Raw genomic sequence first — 18,062 nt, forward strand, 5'->3', positions numbered from 1 at the left:
GTGGATGATCAGCTTGCCCGCTCTGGGGTCGGCGCCCACGTAGACGGACGCGGGGTCGAAGAGGGTCGGAGGCAGGCTCAGGTCCTCGTAGCGCAACCCGGAGAAGTTGTCGCACCTGCGGCACGCGACAGCCCTGCGCCGCTGACCGCGCGGCCTAGTACGGCGGCGACGGTGTCTCCGATGGGTGCCGGTGCGCGCGTCGGGTGTCCGCGCCGGCGACGCCGAGCAGGACCAGGGCGGCGGCCGCGCCTGCGGTGAGCGGGTCGACGTGCAGGCCCACCGGCGTCAGCAGGCCGAGGGTCAACAGACCGAGGGCCAGCAGACCGACCAGCCGGGACCGGGAGACCCGGGCGAAGACCTGGTACTCGAGCGCCGCTCGGCCGGCGAGGAAGAGCACCGGGCCGCCGACGATGGCGATGAGCCAGGTCCCCGGGAGGTGACCGAGCGGCTCGGTGATGAACAGCTCGAAGCCGACGCCGGTCAGTACGATCCCCGCGATCATGACCATGTGGGCGATCGCCATGTCGGAGGCGAGCCGGGCCGCGTTGCGGGCGCGGTCGACGGCCATGTCCAGCAGCCCTCCCGCCAGGTGGAAGTAGATCCGCCAGATCAGGACTGTGGACGCCAGCGCCAGGACGAACCCGGCCGTCTGGTCGGCGTGGAACTCGCTGCCGCTGAAGGCGAGCCCGATGACGAAGATCGCCTCGCCGAGAGCGATGAGAAAGAACTGTTGGTACCGCTCGGCCAGGTGCTCGGCGGCGAGCATCTGGACCCCGATCCGTTGCGCGCCGAGTCGGGGGGTCGGCCAACCGAGGAGCAGCCCGCTGTAGTCGGTCAGCACGGCGAGGGTCCAGAGTGCCCCACGGACGGTGCTGTCGTCGAGCAGCCCACCGACGACCCAGAGCGGCGCGCTCAAGCCGAACCAACACAGGATCCGGATGGACTGTTGCGGGTCCGGCCGGCCGTGCCCGGCGATGTGGAAGTAGAGCACTCGGCCGATCTGGAGGGTCACCAACGTGATGGCGAAGAGCGCGGCCCGTTCACCGAAGGCGTCGGGCACGGCGACGGCCATCGTCATGGAGCCGCCGAGCGTCATGATGATGACGGTCTGGACGATCGGCGCGTCCGGGTCCAGCCAACTCGTCGACCAGACCGTCACCGACCAGACCGCCCAGAGCGCCAGGAACAGCAGCAGGGCCTGTCCGAGGCCCGCGTACACGCCGCGTGGGCCGTCGGTGAAGTCGACGATCAGCCGCGCGGAGATCCGAGTGAGGGCGAAGACGAAGACCAGGTCCAGGAAGAGTTCCAGGAAGGTGGCCCGTTGGCGGGTCGTGTCGCCGCGCACCAGCCCGTCGTGGGTGCTGCTCATCGGCCCGCCAGGCGCCGGTGCCGCCGAACGACCACGTGCCCTCCCGTCGTGGTGATCCGCTCGCCTAACGAGGCAGGGGGCGGTGGCGGCACGTGGGGAGGGCGGCGGGCCACCGACATCAGTCACCAATCTGTCACCTGGCAGCTACGGCAGGTGTACGCCCTTACGCTCGTGGACGTGCCCGGACCTGCCGAGAAGGCCACTGAACAGGACCGGCGTGACCTCATCGTCACGGTCGCGCGAGAGTTGGCCGAGACGGAGGGTTGGGCGGGTCTGACCACCCGCCGGCTCGCCGAACGCACCGAGATCGACATGGGCGACATCTATCGGCACTTCCCTGACCTGGAGGCGCTGATCGCCGCCGTGGCGGTGTGTGCTTTCGCCGACCTGGCCGCCGATCTCGCCGAGGCGCACGCGGAGAGCGTCGGCAGCCCCGAGGGGGTCTGGCCGGCGGTCGCGAGCGCGTACCTCGACTTCGCGTACACGAATCCGGAGGTCTATGACGCGATGCTCGCGCTGACCCCCGACCTGGCCCTCGGCGTGGATGGCGTGCCGGCCGCGCCGCGGGCGGTCTTCGCCGAGTTGCGGGCGGCGTTGACGCCGCTGGCCGAGGGTCGGGACCCGGACACCCTCGCCGAGGTGGGTTGGAGCCTGCTGCACGGCGTGGTGATGCTCACCCGTGGTGGTCGGCTCCGACCGGAGGGTCAGGACGAGCGCGAGGCGTTGATCGCGCAAGGGTTGCTGCGGTGGCCCTGAGCACCGCGCCGTCGGCCGGTGATCGTGGTCAGTTGACGGGCTCGCGGTCGGCCGCGCCCTTGTCCGTGAAGCGGAACGTGGTGTTCAGCTTGGCGTTGCCCAACTCCTTGAGGACGAGGCCGTTGCCGGGGAGGTGCTGGAGGAACCGGGTCTCGCTGCCGATCGCGTACGTGCCGTTGCCCTTCGGGATGATGGTGAACCGCTGGATCGGGTCGTCCTCGTCGCAGACGACGGCCCGGATGGTCAGCTCGGGCTCGATGTCCAGGCCGTTCACCTGCCAGCAGGACGGGTCGTCGTTGGCGGGGTGGCCGTCCTTCACGCCGAATGCCCTGATCACGTACTGGTCTCCGCCGATCGGGGTGGGCACGAACAGGGTGCGACCGCCGGTGTCACCGCCCTCCTCGAGCCGCCCGCTGATCTCGAGCGCGTCTCCCGAACCCTGCACCCGGGTGATCGTGACCTCGCGCTTGCCGGACAGCAGGGGGTCGGTCGCGGTGGGCGTCGGCGTGTTCGTCACCGCACCCGTCGGCGTCGGCGTGCTCGTGACCGCACCCGTCGGGGTCGGCGTGCCCGCCGCGGTGCCCGGCGCCTTGTCGGCACCGCCCTGGCACGCCACCAGCGCGCTGGCGCAGGCAAGCATCGCCGCGCCGGTGACCCACTTCATGGTGACCATGCCGTACTCCTCGAAAGCCGTGCCGGACCCTGTCGAGCGGAGAAAATCATGGGCCCTGCCGTTTGTACCCCGCCTATCCTGTCTCCTTGCCCGCCGGGCGGTGGGCGCGGGGAGGGGGCGGCATGACGGTCGGCGTGGCGGCGCGGCGGCAGGCGCAAGTGTTGATCTTCGATGCGGACGACACGTTGTGGGAGAACAACGTGGTCTTCGAGCGGGTGATCGACGACTTCCTGGGCTGGCTGGACCACCCCACCCTGGACCGGGTCGAGCTGCGGGCCGTCCTCGACGACATCGAGCGGGCCAACGCCGTGGCGCACGGGTACGGCAGCAAGGTCTTCCTGCGGAGCCTGGCGGAGTGCCTGGAGCGGCTGCGCGAGCGGCCGGCCACCGACTCCGAACGTCAGGAGATCGACAGGTTGGCACTGGCCCTCGTCGAGCACCAGGTGGAGCTGATGCCCGGGGTGGCCGACGCGCTCGACGAGCTGGCCGGACGGCACGAACTGCTGCTGCTCACCAAGGGCGACCAAGAGGAGCAGCAGCGCAAGCTGGACGCCTGCGGCCTGCTGCACCACTTCGGGGCGGCACACATCGTCGCCGAGAAGAACGTCGACACGTACCGGTGGCTCACCCGGCAGCACGGTTTCGCGCCGGCCGGCGCGTGGATGATCGGCAACTCTCCGAAGTCCGACATCCTGCCGGCGCGGGCGGCCGGGTTGAACGCGGTGTTCATCCCGAACGCGAACACGTGGGTGCTCGAGGACGACGAGCTGGACCCGACCGACGACGGGGTGCTGCGGCTCGCCGCGTTCCGTGACCTGCTGGGGCACTTCTGACCGTACCGAAGGCAAACAGCGTCGGCGATCATGGTCGCGTTACGCCGAGATGGCTGTTTTTCAGCGTGGGATCATTCTGCCGCCGCCCGGCCGTCGCGGCTTGTCCGGCCGGTCGGAGCCCGCCTAGCCTGGGCCGGCGCTCACGGCCCTTCGGGGTGTGTCGGGGCGCGTCGGCGTTCGGCGGGTGAGCACCGTGGAGCTGAGTGCGGAGCGGCCGCTCATCCCATGACGGCGCGTGGCATCGTGCATGCCCGCGCCGCGGGGTGCCCGGAGCTGTCCGCTCCCCTGTCGGACGGCCGAGGGTCAGGGCCGGGTAGTTGCGGACCCGGTCCTGACCCGGCCGGTGAATCGTCCCACCGTGGCGAGCGGGGCAGACCGCACGTCAGATCGACTGTCAGGATGGCGGCATGAAGCGCAGATCTCTCCTGCTCGGTGCGGCGGCGGGTCTGGCCGCCCCGGCCGTGCTCACTCCGGCCGCGCCCGCACTCGGTGCGAGCGGGCCGCTGCGGCCGGCCTGGGGCACGGCCCCCGTGCCCGGTTCCTGGTCGGCGCTGCCGCGCCACAACCGGGCGAGTGAACTGCGGACGCTACCGCCGGAGACGAAGCAAGTGATCATCGTCGGCGCCACCAGCTACACCACCACGTACGCGACGCTGGAGGCGTACGTGCGGGTGCGCAACGGCTGGCAGCCGGCCGCGGCGACGTTGCCCGCCCGGATCGGCTCGAAGGGCTTCAGCGACAACCACGTGGAGGGTGTGCCGACGACGCCGACAGGCGTCTACTCGATCGGCCCCACCATGTACGGGATCGACGCCAACCCGGGCGTGCGGTTCCCCTACCACCGGTTGGTCAGCGGTGACTGGTGGAACGAGAACCCGTCGTCGGCGCTGTACAACACCTTCCAGCACAGTGCGACAAACCCGGGCGGGGCGAGCGAGGCGCTGTGGAAGGAGGTCCCGGCGTACACGCACTTCGCGGTGATCACCTACAACATGCCGCCGAACGTGCCGAAGCCGGTGCCGAACGCGGGCAGCGGGATCTTCCTGCACCAGTTCAGCACCAGCGCCGGCAACGCCACCGCCGGCTGTGTCTCCCTCGCCCACAATCACCTGGTCGACGTGCTCAACTGGCTGGACCCGGCGCTGTCACCGAGGATCGTGCTCAGCCCGTACGCCGAGCTTGGTCGATACTGAGGCGGCCTTGCCTCAGCTGGCCTCGCGCCGGACGATCGCCACTGCCACCCGGCAGAACTCGTCCATGTCCGGGTTGAACCCGGCGGCGATGTCGGGGTGCAACCCGGAGCGGGTCTCCTCCAACAGTCGTTGGCAGACCTGCTCGACCGGTTCGCCGGCGTAGTCGGCGCGGACCCGGTCGGTGGCCGCCTGAAGCGCCGAGGTCAGCTGTTCCTCCAACGGGCCGCGCAGCTTCTGCTGCACGGGGTCGAGCCCGCGGGGGTCGAGCGTGACATGTGGCTCCGACATCGGTGCTCCCTTCGTCGGCGTCCGCGATACCCCACCGCGGACGTCGGTCAAACCCCGGTCGGTACGGCGGCGACCCGCACCTGGTACGAGAAGTCCTCGGCCGGCTCCTCGTGGTAGGACAGCCGGCGGATCTGCCGGTCGTCGTCGTAGAGAGCGACGTCCACCAGCACGCCGAGGTGGGCGAGGCCGATGCTCGACACCCGTTTCTTGTCCTGCAACACGGCGCAGACGCCGCCGAGCAGGGTGCTGGCGTCGGACGTACGGTGCCCGGGCGGGCAGCGCAGCACCAGGTCGACCTCGATCGGCCCGGGCAACGGCGTCCAGCCGGTGCGCTGGGCCGCGATGAGGGCAGCCTGGAGCAGGGTGCGGACCCTCGTCGCCTGCCGGTGCCCGGCGGCGAAGATGGACAACGCTTCGGTCTTGACCGGTGGCAGGCCGCTCACCTCGAACGTCAGGGCGAGAGCGCGGGTGTCCTGCACGTCGGCACCTCCTCGTTGGGACGATCCTGCCGAACCGGGGGAGCGGCGGTGGGACGTTCCCGCGATTACCAACCGTTCGGGCAGGCGTGGGGTCGGCCGGAGGCGTGTCGACGGCGGTGGCGAACGCGCCAGCTACGGCGCTACGGAAACGCTAGCCGACGACGCCCGCGCTCGGTAGTCGGTCGTTCACCCGGTGGGGCGTGGTGCGAAGGCGCAGAACTCGTTGCCCTCGGGGTCGGCCAGCACCCACCACCAGTGCGCCTCGTCGAGCGGCTCGCGCAGCAGCGTCGCACCCGCCGCGATCAGCGCCATCGGCTCCGGGTCGGCCAACTCGACGTCCCAGTGCATGCGGTTCTTGACCGTCTTGGGTTCGGTCACCCCGTCGAACACCCAGTACTGCCACGGGAGACCGGCCGCGCCGACAACTGACGCGTCGGTCGATCCGTGCTCGGCGGTGCCGCCGAGCACGCCGGCCCACCACGTCGCCTGGGCGGGCGGGTCGAGCGCGTCCACCACCAGTTGGAACGGCCCCGGGCGGCTGTCGGCGTCGGCCGCGAGCGCGCAGAACTCGTTGCCGTCGGGGTCGGCCAGCACCCACCGGCCGTCGTCGTTCGGCTCGCGGACCAGCCGGGCGCCGTCCGCGAGCAGCGGCGCCGGGTCCGCGCCGGGCAACCGCAGATCCAGGTGTACGCGGGTCCGGCCGACCCGCGGCTCCGGCACCTTGTTCACCCAGATCGACTCGGCGTTGGAGCGCGCCGAACGGGGGTCCACCCGGGTGTCGCCGTCGCCGGCGTCGGCCACGTCACCGTCGAGCATCCGGGCCCAGAAGGCGCCGAGGGTGAGCGGGTCGGGGGCGTCCAGGCAGAGGTCCTTGAAGCGCGCGATCATGGCTCCAGCATGCCTGGTCCGGGCGGGCGCCCGCGCACGTTGCGGAGTCAGTCCCGCCCGACGCCTCGTCGATCAAGGAGTTGTGGTGGGTGACAAAGTCCTCGCGGGACACCAAACCCGGCACCACAACTCCATGATCGACCGGGCCTTGACCTGGCCTGGCCGCAATCGTCGCGCACCAGCCCACGGCGGGGTGACAGCACGACTTCCCGGAAGCCGAGTGGAGGCGTTGGTCGCCGGGCGACGACTGCCGGTCGCTGCGCGCACGCTCGCTGTGACAGTCAGGTTTCGCGGCTCCACGGGTGGGGCAGAGTAGCCGCACAGAGGCATCCGGGCCGGCGTTTGCGCAGCTTGCCGGCTCGGAGTCGACTCGCCGTGCGCCGGGGCACGGATGCCCTCCCCGGTCTTTCGCCGAGGAGAGGGGGAGGGCGATGACGGACCCCGAAACGGCTCGACACCGACGCCGGCCGGTTGCGCGGCTGGGGGCGGCGGCCGCCGCGCTGGCACTCGTCGCGCCGCTGGCCGCGTGCGGCGCGGACGACGCCGGCGGCCCACCGACGATCAACCTGTACTACCCGCCCGAGCAGAACCTGCAGAAGGTCGTCGACGACTGCAACGCGCAGGCCCAGGGACGGTACGAGATCGCCTACCGGGTGCTGCCCCGGCAGGCCGACGACCAGCGTGTGCAGATGGTGCGCCGACTGGCCGCCGAGGACAGCGGGATGGACCTGCTCGGGTTGGACGTCACCTGGACCCAGGAGTTCGCAAGCGCCGACTGGATCCGCGAGTGGACCGGCCAGGACAAGGCCGAGGTCGAGCAGGGAACCCTCGCCGGGCCGCTGGACACCGCCCGCTACGAGGACAAGCTGTACGCGGCGCCGAAGAACACGAACGTCCAACTGCTCTGGTACCGCAAGGATCTGGTGCCGCAGCCGCCGACCACCTGGGACCAGATGATCAGCGCGGCGCAGCAGCTCAAGGACCAGGGCAAGCCGTACCAGGTGCTCACCATGGGTGCCCAGTACGAGGGCCTTGTCGTCCTCTACAACACCCTGGCCGAGAGCGCCGGTGGCAAGATCCTCAACGACGACGGTACGAAGGCCGTGATGGACGAGGGCACAGTCCGTGCGTTGGAGCAGCTGAAGACGTTCGCCACGTCGGGTGTGACCTCGCCGTCGTTCAGCAACGCCACCGAGGACCCGGTCCGGTTGGAGTTCCAGTCCGGTGCGGGCGCGTTCCAGGTGAACTGGCCGTTCGTCTACCCGGCCCTACAGGAGGCGAACCCGGAGCTGGCCAAGCAGGTCGGCTGGGCCCGGATTCCGGGCATCGACGAGGGCACCCCCAGCAAGGTCACCATCGGCGGGGTCAACCTCGCCGTCAGCTCCTACTCCAAGCACCCGGAGCAGTCCTTCGAGGCGGCCCGGTGCATCCGCAGCGCCGAGCACCAGAAGTTCTCCGCAATCAACGACGGCGTGCCACCCACCATCGAGGCCGTCTTCGACGACCCGGAGATGACCGAGGCGTACCCGATGAAGGACACCATCCTGGAGGAGCTGAAGGAGCCGGCGACGCGTCCGCTGACCCCCGCCTACCAGAGCATCTCCACCGTGATGTCGGCGATCCTGTCGCCGCCGTCCGGGATCCGTCCGCAGCAGACCGCCGACGAGCTGCGCGACGCCATCGCCGACGCCCTCCAGTCGAAGGGGGTCCTGCCATGAGCGCGAGGAGTGAGCCGGTTTTGCGAGCCCCGCAGTCGCGAGAGGAGGTGGCACCGTGACCCGGCCCGCCACCACTGAGACACCGGAGAAGACCGATGGTCAGCGCGCGAGCGTGCCCACCCAGCGTGGCGGCCGTGCCAAGGCTCCGCTGAGCGAGAACAAGAAGGCCGAACGCCGGCTCGGTCTGCTGCTCTGCGCGCCGGCCGCGCTGGTCATGGTCGCGGTGACCGCGTACCCGATCATCTACTCGGTCTGGCTGTCGTTGCAGCGCTACGATCTGCGCTTCCCCGACCAGCGCGAGTTCATCGGGCTGGAGAACTACGTCACCGTGCTCACCAACGAGTTCTGGTGGACGGCGTTCGGGGTGACCGCGCTGATCACGGTGGTCACCGTGGCCGTCGAGCTGGTGCTCGGCATGGGCCTGGCGATCATCATGCACCGCACCCTGGTCGGCCGAGGGCTGGTCCGGACCTCGGCGCTGATCCCGTACGGGATCGTCACCGTGGTCGCGGCGTTCTCCTGGCGGTACGCCTGGACGCCCGGCACCGGCTACCTGGCCGACCTGTTCAGCGACGGCGCGCCCCTCACCGAGCGGGCCAGCTCCCTGGCGATCATCATGCTGGCGGAGATCTGGAAGACCACCCCGTTCATGGCGCTGCTGCTGATGGCCGGGCTGGCGCTGGTGCCGGAGGACCTGCTCAAGGCGGCCTCCACCGACGGCGCGACGGCCTGGCAGAAGTTCACGAAGGTGATGCTGCCGGTGATGAAGCCGGCGATCCTGGTCGCGTTGCTGTTCCGCACCCTGGACGCGTTCCGGGTCTTCGACAACATCTTCGTGTTGACCGCCGGGGGCAACGAGACCTCGTCGGTGTCGATGCTCGCCTACAACAACCTGATCCGGGGTCTCAACCTCGGCATCGGCTCGACGATGTCGGTGCTGATCTTCATCACCGTGGCGATCATCGCCTTCGTCTTCGTGAAGCTGTTCGGCACCGCTGCTCCGGGCAGCGACGACGGGGAGAGGCGCTGACATGGCTGTCGAAACCACGACCAGGGCAAAGCTGCGCTGGGGTCTGCTCGACGTCCTCGTGGTCGTCTTCGCGCTGGTCCCGGTGCTGTGGATCGCGTCGCTGTCGTTCAAGACGCCGGCCACCCTCACCGACGGGAACTTCATCCCCCGGGAGTGGACGCTCGACAACTACCGGACCATCTTCGACACCGACCAGTTCGTCCGGGCGTTGATCAACTCGATCGGCATCGCGCTGATCGCCACGCTGATCGCGGTGGTGCTCGGTGCGATGGCCGCGTACGCGATCAGTCGGCTGGACTTCCCCGGCAAGAAGGCGCTTGTCGGTGTGTCCCTGCTGATCGCGATGTTCCCGCAGGTGTCACTGGTGTCGCCGCTGTTCGAGATCGAGCGCCAGCTCAAGATCTTCGACACCTGGCCGGGGCTGATCCTGCCGTACATCACGTTCGCGCTGCCGTTGGCGATCTACACGCTGTCGGCGTTCTTCAAGCAGATCCCGTGGGATCTGGAGAAGGCCGCGAAGATGGACGGCGCCACCCAGGGGCAGGCGTTCCGGCGGGTGATCGCGCCACTGGCCGCACCCGGGCTGTTCACCACGGCGATCCTGGTCTTCATCTTCTGCTGGAACGACTTCCTGTTCGCCATCTCGCTGACCTCGACCGAGCGGTCCCGCACGGTGCCGGCCGCGCTGTCGTTCTTCACCGGCGCGTCGCAGTTCGAAGACCCCACCGGGGCGATCTGCGCCGCCGCCGTGGTCATCACCGTACCGATCATCCTGTTCGTTCTCTTCTTCCAGCGTCGCATCGTGTCCGGTCTGACCTCCGGCGCAGTCAAGGGATAGGTGGGTAGTCATGGCTGACATCGTGCTGGACAAGGTGAGCAAGAGCTTCCCGGACGGGACCGTCGCCGTGCAGGACGTCGACCTGGAGATCGCCGACGGCGAGTTCGTGATCTTGGTCGGACCCTCGGGCTGCGGCAAGTCCACCACCCTCAACATGATCGCCGGGCTGGAGGACATCAGCTCCGGTGAGCTGCGCATCGCCGGGCAGCGGGTCAACGACAAGGCTCCCCGGGACCGGGACATCGCCATGGTGTTCCAGTCGTACGCGCTGTACCCGAACATGACCGTGCGGGAGAACATGGCGTTCCCGCTGCGGCTGGCGAAGCTCGACAAGGAGACCATCAACCGCAAGGTCGACGAGGCGGCGAAGGTGCTGGAGCTGACCTCGCTGCTGGACCGCAAGCCGGCCAATCTCTCCGGTGGCCAGCGTCAGCGGGTGGCGATGGGCCGGGCGATCGTCCGCCAACCGAAGGCGTTCCTGATGGACGAGCCGTTGTCCAACCTCGACGCCAAGCTGCGGGTGCAGATGCGCACCGTGGTGTCCCGCCTGCAGAAGCAGCTCGGCACCACCACCGTCTACGTCACCCACGACCAGACCGAGGCGATGACCCTCGGCGACCGCGTGGTGATCATGCGAGGGGGTGCGGTGCAGCAGGTCGGGCCGCCACAGGAGCTGTACGACCACCCCCGCAACCTCTTCGTGGCCGGCTTCATCGGCTCACCGTCGATGAACTTCCTGCACGCCGCCGTGCAGGACGGCGAGCTGCACACCGCCCTGGGCACGGTGCCGCTCGGCGACCGGGTCCGCCGCGAGTTGGAGACGGCCGACGCGCCGCGCGAGCTGATCCTCGGCATCCGGCCCGAGCACTTCGAGGACGCCGAACTCGTCGACGACGACACCCGCCGCCGGGGCCTGGAGTTCGAGGCGCCGGTGGACATCGTCGAGTCGATGGGCTCGGACAAGTACGTCTACTTCACCGTCGAGGGTGAGAAGGCCAGCGCCGCCGAGTTGGAGGAGTTGGCCGCCGACGCGGGCGGCGCCGACTTCGCCGGTGCCGGCGGCCACCTGGTGACCCGGTTGTCCGCCGAGTCCCCGGTCGCCGAGGGGCAGACGCGAAGGGTCTGGTTCAACCTGGAGAAGATCCACCTGTTCGACCCGGGCACCGGCCGCAACCTGACCCTGCACGAGGGCCGCTCGGCGGGTGCCCTCGGGGCCTGACGCCCCAGGCCCGCGCGGCCTGGCCTGATCCGCAGCCCGCGCCGATCTTGCACTTTCGGTTGTCGATAGGGGTGGGATGCGCCTTTTATCGCGACAGAAAGTGCAAGATCGGCGCGGCGGGGAGGCGGGGCGTGGGGGTGTTTTCTGCGGGGTGGGGCTTTGCGTGGCAGGGTTGTGGTGGGTGCGTCGTGGAGCGGGGGGCACATGAATCGACGACTGACCACGTTGGCCGCTGCGCACGGTGTCTCCACCTGGTACGAGGACTGGCGGCACCGGCGCGTCGAGGTCGCACCGGAGACCGTGGTGGGCGTGCTGGGGTTGCTCGGCGTGGATGCGAGCAGTCCGTCCGCCATCGACGACGCGCTCGCCGCCGCCCGTGCCGTCGACCGGAACGCCCTACCGGAGACGGTCGTGCTCACCCGCGGCCGAGGCCGGGTGCTCCCCGGACCGGGGGTGGTGACCCTCGAGGACGGTGGTCGTCGCGCGGTCGACGGTGAGCTGCCGGCGGACCTGCCGCTGGGTTGGCACCGGCTGGCCTGCGCCGACCGCGAGGTGACAGTTGTGGTGGTGCCCCGGCGGCTGCCCGTGCCTCCGCGCACCTGGGGGTGGATGCTCCAGCTCTATGCGCTCACCTCGGAGCGCTCGTGGGGCATGGGCGACCTCGGCGACCTCGCCGAGTTCACCGGCTGGGCCGGTGCGACCGGGGCGGGGCTGGTGCTGCTCAACCCGTTGCACGCGGTCGGGCCGGCGCACCCCGTGGCAGCCTCGCCGTACTCGCCGGCCAGTCGACGCTTCGTCAACCCGCTCTACCTGCGGGTCAGTGCCACCGCCGCGTACGGTGCGGCGGACCCGGCGACCCGTGCGGTGGTCGACGCGTTGCGTCCCGACCGGGGGCCTCTGATCGACTACGACGAGGTGTGGGCCGCCAAGCGGCACGCCCTGGAGTTGCTGCACCCGTACGCCCCGCCGGTGGACCTCGCCGCGGACCCGGCGCTGACCAGCTTCGCCACCTGGTGCGCGCTCGCCGAGCGGCACGGCAACGACTGGCGTGCGTGGCCGGCGGAGCTGCACCACCCCGACGGCCCGGCGGTCGCCGAGCAGCGTCGGCAGCTCGCCGACCGGGTCGCGTTCTACGCCTGGCTGCAACACCTCTGCGACGAGCAGCTCGACGCCGTCACGGCGGCGGCCCGCTCGGCGGGAATGCCGGTCGGTGTCGTGCACGATCTGGCCGTCGGCATCGACCCGGGCGGCGCGGACGGGTGGCAGCTCGCCGACGTGCTGGCCCAGGGTGTGCGGGTCGGCGCGCCGCCGGACGACTTCAACCAGCTCGGCCAGGACTGGGGGCTCGCCGCGTGGCGTCCGGACCGGCTCGCGGCCACTGGTTACGCCGCCTACCGGGACATGCTGCGCCGTGGCCTGCGGCACGCGGGTGGCCTGCGGGTCGACCACGTCGCCGGGCTGTGGCGACTGTGGTGGGTGCCGCCGGGCGGGGGTGCGGCCGAGGGCACCTACGTGCGCTACGACGCGGAGGCGATGCTCGGCATCCTCGCGTTGGAGGCGCACCGGGCCGGCGCGGTGGTGGTCGGTGAGGATCTCGGCACGGTCCAGCCGGCGGTGACCCGGGGGCTGCGGGGGCGCAACATGCTCGGCTCGACGGTGCTGTGGTTCGCCCGTGACGAGGCAGGTGACTTCGTGGCGCCGGCGCGGTGGCCACGCAACGCCCTCGCCACGATCTCCACCCACGACCTGCCGACCGCGGCGGGCTTCCTGACCGGTGAGCACGTGCGGGTGCGCGACGAGTTGAAGCTTCTCGGCACCGACGTGGCGGTGGAGCGGGCCCGCGCCGCCGCCGACCGGGAACGGCTGTTGGGCATGTTGCGCGCCGAGAGCCTGCTGCCCGAGCCGGCACCGCAGCTACCGGCTGTGACTGGCGCTTCCGCGGGTGCAGAGCAAAGGACGGATGTCGAGCCGGCGCTGCCTGACGCCACCGCGACCGCCGACGACGGCGAGGTGGTGGTGGCGATGCACGCCGCGCTGGCGGCCAGCCCGACCCGGCTGCTCGGCGTCTCCCTCTACGACGTGCTGGGCGAGGTACGCCAGCCCAACATGCCGGGCACGGTGGACGAGTATCCGAACTGGCGGCTGCCGCTGCCGGCAAGCGTGGCGCAGATCCGTGCGGACCCCCGGGTGACCCGGATCGTGGATCTGCTCAGCGCCGCCCGCCCCCGACCGGCCGACCCGGCGCCGCCGAAGCAGTGACGCCGATCGACGGTCAGGTCAGCCAGTCATAGCGGGCCGGCAGCCCGAGGAAGTCGGCGTAGCGCCCGAGCGCCTGCTCCACCCGTGCCCGCGCGGGAGCGTCGAGCGCCGTGAGCGGCTGGATGGTCACGGTGACGGCGGTGCGGCCGATCTTGCGTTTCCACACGCCCACCACCCGACCGGCGCGGACCAGTGTGGCCTGGAAGATGCCGTTGTTGCCCGGCACCACGGCGGCCTGGTGGGCGGGGTCGAGCATCAAGGTGCGGTCCCGGTAGCCGAGCAGGTACTCGTCGAAGCCGGGCAGCGCCAGCACGTCGTCCAGGACCGCGTCGCCCAGGAGCGCGTCGGCCAGCGACGCGTCGACGTACATCGGCGTACCGTCGATGCGTACGGTGCTCAGCGCGTCGCCGGCGGCGGCCAGGCCGCGCCGGGCGTCGGTCAGGGTGAGGCCGCTCCACCCGGCGAACTCGCGGTCGGTGACGGGGCCGTGGCTACGAACGTAGCGGTGGGCCAGCAGGGCCAGTGCCTCGTCCCGCTCCAGCCGGCGCGGCCGGGGCGCCCACTCGTCGAGCAGGGCGAAGGTCTGCTCGGTGCCGATGTTCGGTGCCACGCAGGTCACGCCGCGAACGCTTGCAAACCACAGCAGGTGGTAACCGCGTTGCCCGTCGGTGCCCAGGCCTGCTGCCCGCAGGGTGGCCAGGCACTGGGCGCGGGTGAGTCGACCGCCGCCGGCCAGCGCGGCGCCGAGGACGTCCACCGCCCGGTCCGCGTCGGTCTCGGTGAGCCCGAGCTGCGCCCGCCGGGTCGCCGCGCCGGCGAGCGAGCGTACGCCGGTCAGCTCCAGCATCCAGCGGGCGTCGGCGGGCGGGACGAGGTGCACGGTGCCCCGCATCGGCCAGGTGCGCAGCGCCTCACGTCGTTCCAACGCCGCCTGTACGTCGGCGACGCCGTGACCGGGTAACCGGGCGCCCAGCGACCACAGCCCGCTGGCGAGGTCCTGTGCCTGCATCGCGCCGAACCACTCGACCACGTCGGCGACGGTGTCGGGTCGGGTGCCCGGGTGTGGGCGCAGTAGCAGGCTGGTCATCCGCAGCGTGAGCGCGTCGGCGGCGCTGTGGTCGACGGGCATCGGGCGCTCCTCATCGTGGCCGGGCGGTCAGCCTAGGGTCGTCCACCGACACTCCTGCTGGTGGGAGGCGTAACCGCTGTGGTCGGGGGAAAGCGGCGCCGGAAGTACGCGCGCCGCGCGTACGGAGGGGAGCCTCATGACTGCGGCAAGCGAGCCGGCCCGGGGCGCCGGCGTGACGGCCGGGTCCCGGACCCATCGGGGGGACGCCCGCGCCAAGACGAGCGCTGCGGCGACCTTCGCCCTGGTGTTCGGGGTGGCCGGTCTGTTCAGCGTGTTGACGGCGATCCTCGCCTGGCTGGGGCTGGTGCTCGGCATCATCGGGATCATCCTGGGCATCGTCGGCCTGAAGATGGCGAGTCGACCCGGGGTCACCGGTCGTGGCGTGTCGATCGGCGGCCTGGTGCTCAGCATCCTGGCCGTGCTGATCGGGCTCGGTCTGGCTGCGGGGATCACCACGTTCGTCAACAACGAGAACGCGGTGGACCGCCTGCAGACCCAGGTCGACAATCTGCGGGACAAGCTCGACTGACACCGACCCGGTGAGCGGGGGCCAGGTGTGTCGCTGGCCCCTGCCCGGGTTCGGGCGTGCCGGTACGACTGGTGGCGGGCAGGCAGCCCTGCCTGCGCTACAGTCGAATCGGATCGCCGTTCCACTAATATACGGAACGCTGATCCGTTTTGCAATCGCCCGTGAAGGAGAGTCAGTGTCGGCGACGAGCCAGTCCCCGGAGGTGCCCGCCCGCGCCAGACGGGCCGACGCGCTGCGCAACCAGCAGGCACTCCTCGCCGCTGCCGCCGCCGTGTTCGTCACCTCCGGTGTCGAGGCGCCGATCCGGGAGATCGCGGCCCGCGCCGGGGTCGGTATCGGGACGATCTACCGGCACTTCCCGACCCGGGCGGACCTCGTCGTCGCCGTCTACCGTCATCAGGTGGAGGCCTGCGCCGAGGCCGGCCCGACCCTGCTGGCGAATGCCGCCTCACCTCTGGACGCACTCCGCCAGTGGGTCGACCAGTTCACCGACTTCCTGGTGACCAAGCACGGGCTGGCCAACGCGCTGCAGTCGGACGCCAGCGGCTTCGACGCGCTGCACACCTGCTTCGTCGACCGCCTCGTGCCGGTCTGCGGGCAGCTGCTCGACGCCGCGGTCGACTCGGGCGAGATCACCCCCGGCACCAGCCCCTACGAGCTGATGCGCGGCATCGGCAACCTCTGCATCGGCCGCGACAACGACCCGCGGTACGACCCCCGCCGACTGGTAGACCTGCTCCTGCGTGGTCTCCAGCGACCACGCTGACCCGGCCTCGGAGATCACAGTAGGGTGGGCCACGTGCTCCGCCAGGTCACCGCGATCCGCTACGTCACCCCGCTGCGCGAGGGTGGGTCGCTGCCGGGCGTGGTGGAGGCCGACGACCTCGGCACCTACGTGGCGAAGTTCCGGGGCGCCGGGCAGGGCCCCAAGGCTTTGATCGCCGAGGTGATCTGCGGTGAGCTGGCGCGCCGGTTGGGGTTGCGGGTGCCGCCGCTCGTGGTCCTCGACATCGACCCGGTCATCGGGCGGGCCGAGCCCGACCAGGAGGTGCAGGAGTTGCTGCGCAACAGCGGCGGCGCGAACCTCGGCATGGACTTCCTGCCCGGAGCGCTGGGCTTCGACCCGGTCGCGCACCCCGTGGACCCGGCGCTGGCCTCTCGGGTGCTCTGGTTCGACGCGTACGTGGAGAACGTCGACCGCAGCTGGCGCAACCCGAACCTGCTGGTGTGGCACCGGGAGCTGTGGCTCATCGACCACGGCGCCTCGCTCTACTTCCACCACAACTGGCCGCGCGCCGAGGCCGCCGTGCACCGCGCCTACCGGGCCGAGGACCACGTGCTCGCCCCGTACGCCGACCGGCTCGCCGAGGCCGACAGTGACCTGGCCCCACGGGTCACCCCGGAGCTGCTCACCGAGGTGCTGGCCCTGGTGCCGGACGAGTGGCTGACGGCCGCCGACTTCGAGTCCGCCGACGAGGCGCGGGCCGCGTACCTCAGGCACCTGTCGGCCCGGGTCGCCCGCCCGGCCGACTGGCTGCCGCAGGGGAGCGGGGCATGAGACAACCCTTCGAGTACGCGGTGATCCGGCTCGTGCCCCGCATCGAGCGCGGCGAGCAGATCAACGTCGGGGTGTTGCTCTACTGCCAGCAGCGCGACTTCCTGGCCGCGCGGACGCACCTGGACGCCGACCGGGTTCGCGCGCTGGCACCCGACGTCGACCTGCCAGCGGTGGCGGCGGTGCTCGACTCCTGGGACCGGACCTGCTCCGGCGACGGGCCGGCGACCCGGATGCGGCTCGGTGAGCGGTTCCACTGGCTGGCCGCACCGCGCAGCACGATGATCCAGACCGGGCCGGTGCACACCGGTCTCACCGGTGACCCGGCGGCCGAACTGGACCGGCTGATGGAGACTCTGGTCCGCTGACGCGGGCGGTGCGCGCTCTCCCCTGACCGCGCTACGCCAGCGCCGTTGCCGGCGGAGCGCGATCCCCCGTTCAGGTGCCCGGTGCGGGGCGGCGGCTCGATCCCACCGGCACCGATGGCATCAGGATCGCCGTCCGCGCCCGCCGTCGGGCCGGAACGACCGGGAAGTTGCGGAAAACTTGAGATGGCGGATCGACACGCGGCTGCGCCGCGCGCCGTCGTTAGACCGCGCCGGCAGCGGGTAGTCGCGGGAGCTGACCCGAGACGAGAAGGGGACACTCTGATGGCTGCCCAGACCAAGGTAGCGGTGATCTATTACAGCGCCACCGGCATCACCTACCAGATGGCGCAGGCCGTGTGTGAGGCCGCTGGGGACGCCGGTGCCGACGTGCGTCTGCGGAAGGTGCGCGAGCTGGCGCCGGACGAGGCGATCCGCTCCAACTCCGGCTGGCAGGCGCACCACCTGGAGACCCAGGACGTGCCCGAGGCGATGATCGACGACCTGGCCTGGGCCGACGTGGTGATTCTCGGCGCGCCGACCCGCTACGGCATGATCGCGGCGCAGCTCAAGCAGTTCATCGACACCACGGGTCCGCTCTGGGCGCAGGGCGCGCTCGCCAACAAGGTCTACTCGGCCTTCACCTCGACGGCGACCTCGCACGGCGGGCAGGAGACCACGCTGACCTCGCTCTTCAACGTCTTCTACCACTGGGGCGGTGTGGTGGTCACCCCCGGTTACACCGACAGCAGCCAGTTCATCGCCGGCAACCCGTACGGCCCCTCGCACACCAGCAACAACGGGGAGATCGCCCCGGACGCCGTGGCGCTCGGGGCCTGCGCGTTGACCGCCCGTCGTGCGGTGCTGCTGGGGACCGCGCTGAAGGCCGGGATGGCCGGCTGACCCGGGTGGGCGACCGACCGGACGAGGGTGACCGGTGG

General features: G+C 70.9%; 19 protein-coding genes. 13 read left to right on the forward strand and 6 right to left on the reverse strand.

Going from position 1 to position 18,062, the window contains the following annotated elements; translation table 11 throughout:
* Window positions 1-154 precede the first annotated feature (154 nt).
* Window positions 155-1,369 carry a low temperature requirement protein A gene (locus tag ACWER9_RS15155; RefSeq protein ID WP_452302398.1) on the reverse strand — a complete coding sequence of 405 codons (1,215 nt, stop codon included), beginning with the start codon at window positions 1,367-1,369 and terminating at the stop codon, window positions 155-157.
* A gap of 177 nt (window positions 1,370-1,546) precedes the next feature.
* On the opposite strand from ACWER9_RS15155, the gene ACWER9_RS15160 reads away from it, so the two are divergent.
* Window positions 1,547-2,125, forward strand: a complete 579-nt coding sequence (locus ACWER9_RS15160; protein WP_452302399.1) for a TetR/AcrR family transcriptional regulator — start codon at window positions 1,547-1,549, stop codon at window positions 2,123-2,125.
* Between the two features lie 28 nt (window positions 2,126-2,153).
* Here the strand turns inward: ACWER9_RS15160 and ACWER9_RS15165 are convergent, their stop codons facing one another.
* Complete coding sequence (locus ACWER9_RS15165; RefSeq protein ID WP_452302400.1) at window positions 2,154-2,798, reverse strand: hypothetical protein; 645 nt, start codon at window positions 2,796-2,798, stop codon at window positions 2,154-2,156.
* A gap of 122 nt (window positions 2,799-2,920) precedes the next feature.
* On the opposite strand from ACWER9_RS15165, the gene ACWER9_RS15170 reads away from it, so the two are divergent.
* Together ACWER9_RS15170 and ACWER9_RS15175 are read left to right on the forward strand one after the other, a co-directional pair.
* The gene (locus tag ACWER9_RS15170) at window positions 2,921-3,631 is read left to right on the forward strand and encodes an HAD family hydrolase (protein WP_452302401.1); all 711 of its coding nucleotides are present in this window, start codon (window positions 2,921-2,923) and stop codon (window positions 3,629-3,631) included.
* Between the two features lie 407 nt (window positions 3,632-4,038).
* Window positions 4,039-4,824, forward strand: a complete 786-nt coding sequence (locus ACWER9_RS15175; protein ID WP_452302402.1) for a L,D-transpeptidase family protein — start codon at window positions 4,039-4,041, stop codon at window positions 4,822-4,824.
* A gap of 12 nt (window positions 4,825-4,836) precedes the next feature.
* Here the strand turns inward: ACWER9_RS15175 and ACWER9_RS15180 are convergent, their stop codons facing one another.
* From ACWER9_RS15180 to ACWER9_RS15190, 3 genes are all read right to left on the reverse strand, one after another.
* Window positions 4,837-5,112: a hypothetical protein gene (locus ACWER9_RS15180; RefSeq protein ID WP_269683309.1), complete on the reverse strand. Its 276-nt coding sequence runs from the start codon at window positions 5,110-5,112 to the stop codon at window positions 4,837-4,839.
* Between the two features lie 47 nt (window positions 5,113-5,159).
* Window positions 5,160-5,591, reverse strand: coding sequence for a hypothetical protein (locus ACWER9_RS15185; RefSeq protein ID WP_452302403.1), 432 nt, complete (start codon window positions 5,589-5,591; stop codon window positions 5,160-5,162).
* 186 nt (window positions 5,592-5,777) lie between these two features.
* On the reverse strand, window positions 5,778-6,479 hold the full coding sequence (locus ACWER9_RS15190) for a VOC family protein (RefSeq protein WP_452302404.1): 702 nt from the start codon (window positions 6,477-6,479) through the stop codon (window positions 5,778-5,780).
* A 431-nt stretch (window positions 6,480-6,910) separates the two neighbouring features.
* On the opposite strand from ACWER9_RS15190, the gene ACWER9_RS15195 reads away from it, so the two are divergent.
* The 5 genes from ACWER9_RS15195 to malQ all read left to right on the forward strand — a co-directional run bounded on the left by ACWER9_RS15195 (window position 6,911) and on the right by malQ (window position 13,543).
* A complete protein-coding gene (locus ACWER9_RS15195; protein WP_452302405.1) occupies window positions 6,911-8,197 on the forward strand; it encodes an ABC transporter substrate-binding protein in 1,287 nt (428 codons plus the stop codon).
* A gap of 55 nt (window positions 8,198-8,252) precedes the next feature.
* Window positions 8,253-9,227, forward strand: a complete 975-nt coding sequence (locus tag ACWER9_RS15200) for a carbohydrate ABC transporter permease (RefSeq protein WP_452302406.1) — start codon at window positions 8,253-8,255, stop codon at window positions 9,225-9,227.
* Window position 9,228: 1 nt separating this feature from the next.
* Window positions 9,229-10,065 carry a carbohydrate ABC transporter permease gene (locus tag ACWER9_RS15205; RefSeq protein ID WP_357347046.1) on the forward strand — a complete coding sequence of 279 codons (837 nt, stop codon included), beginning with the start codon at window positions 9,229-9,231 and terminating at the stop codon, window positions 10,063-10,065.
* Window positions 10,066-10,075: 10 nt separating this feature from the next.
* Window positions 10,076-11,284, forward strand: a complete 1,209-nt coding sequence (locus tag ACWER9_RS15210; RefSeq protein WP_452302407.1) for an ABC transporter ATP-binding protein — start codon at window positions 10,076-10,078, stop codon at window positions 11,282-11,284.
* Window positions 11,285-11,488: 204 nt separating this feature from the next.
* Window positions 11,489-13,543 (forward strand): 4-alpha-glucanotransferase, encoded by a 2,055-nt coding sequence (gene malQ, locus ACWER9_RS15215; RefSeq protein ID WP_452302408.1) that lies wholly within the window; start codon window positions 11,489-11,491, stop codon window positions 13,541-13,543.
* A gap of 13 nt (window positions 13,544-13,556) precedes the next feature.
* Here malQ and ACWER9_RS15220 read toward each other — a convergent pair whose 3' ends face one another.
* On the reverse strand, window positions 13,557-14,672 hold the full coding sequence (locus tag ACWER9_RS15220) for a winged helix DNA-binding domain-containing protein (RefSeq protein WP_452302409.1): 1,116 nt from the start codon (window positions 14,670-14,672) through the stop codon (window positions 13,557-13,559).
* Window positions 14,673-14,808: 136 nt separating this feature from the next.
* On the opposite strand from ACWER9_RS15220, the gene ACWER9_RS15225 reads away from it, so the two are divergent.
* The 5 genes from ACWER9_RS15225 to wrbA all read left to right on the forward strand — a co-directional run bounded on the left by ACWER9_RS15225 (window position 14,809) and on the right by wrbA (window position 18,024).
* Entirely contained in the window at window positions 14,809-15,201 is a 393-nt protein-coding gene (locus ACWER9_RS15225; protein ID WP_452302410.1) for a hypothetical protein, read from the forward strand.
* Between the two features lie 175 nt (window positions 15,202-15,376).
* Window positions 15,377-15,967, forward strand: coding sequence for a TetR/AcrR family transcriptional regulator (locus tag ACWER9_RS15230; protein ID WP_452302411.1), 591 nt, complete (start codon window positions 15,377-15,379; stop codon window positions 15,965-15,967).
* Window positions 15,968-16,000: 33 nt separating this feature from the next.
* Entirely contained in the window at window positions 16,001-16,759 is a 759-nt protein-coding gene (locus ACWER9_RS15235) for a HipA family kinase (protein ID WP_452302412.1), read from the forward strand.
* Window positions 16,756-17,124: a DUF3037 domain-containing protein gene (locus ACWER9_RS15240; protein WP_357347060.1), complete on the forward strand. Its 369-nt coding sequence runs from the start codon at window positions 16,756-16,758 to the stop codon at window positions 17,122-17,124. Before ACWER9_RS15235 ends, ACWER9_RS15240 begins: the two co-directional genes overlap by 4 nt.
* 282 nt (window positions 17,125-17,406) lie before the next feature.
* Window positions 17,407-18,024, forward strand: coding sequence for an NAD(P)H:quinone oxidoreductase (gene wrbA, locus ACWER9_RS15245; RefSeq protein ID WP_452302413.1), 618 nt, complete (start codon window positions 17,407-17,409; stop codon window positions 18,022-18,024).
* Window positions 18,025-18,062 lie beyond the last annotated feature (38 nt).

The sequence above is a fragment of the Micromonospora sp. NPDC003944 genome, from assembly GCF_053605225.1.